The sequence below is a fragment of the Streptomyces albidochromogenes genome (genome assembly GCF_005981925.1).
In the GTDB taxonomy this organism is placed as follows: domain Bacteria; phylum Actinomycetota; class Actinomycetes; order Streptomycetales; family Streptomycetaceae; genus Streptomyces; species Streptomyces albidochromogenes.
The window spans coordinates 1-440 of record NZ_VBVX01000760.1 but is presented as its reverse complement, the minus strand read 5'-3'; the positions used below and the strand labels follow the sequence as shown (position 1 = coordinate 440).

Annotated in this window: 1 protein-coding gene; it reads left to right on the top strand. The window is 34.8% G+C overall.

Going from position 1 to position 440, the window contains the following annotated elements; all coding sequences use genetic code 11:
• A partial coding sequence (locus E2E34_RS37800; protein ID WP_138905809.1) for a DUF1773 domain-containing protein occupies positions 1–245 on the top strand: 245 nt, incomplete at its 5' end.
• Positions 246–440: the final 195 nt, after the last annotated feature.

Here is a 440-nt window from a genome sequence, read left to right as displayed (position 1 = left end):
GATATAATGCTGATAGTGTACCTTTCTTAAATAAAGAAGAAAACCAAGAAGAATTACCTCCCATTCTGTCAGTTCAGGACATTGACAGATTGACTAAACAACAATGTCAAAAATATTTAAGAGGATACAATACCCTGTTTCATTCAAACGAAACAACCAGGCTAAAGGAAAAGTTGCGGGATGCGATAGGTTTACTGGTTAATTGTGATATCAACTATCTGTTTTCAACTTTCACCAACAACTAAAATGGTTCACTCTCACTATAAATCAAAGCTTCCCCTTCTTTCTTTGCAGTCTCTTTTATATTAAATATAGTACATGTATATGTACGAGCTTTGAAGTAGTTTTGACTTGGAAAATTCCTCGTTCTCGAATGAAATATCGCAATCTAAGTCCCAAAAAGATGTAGGTGGTTGAACAACTGGTGCTAAATATGCTGC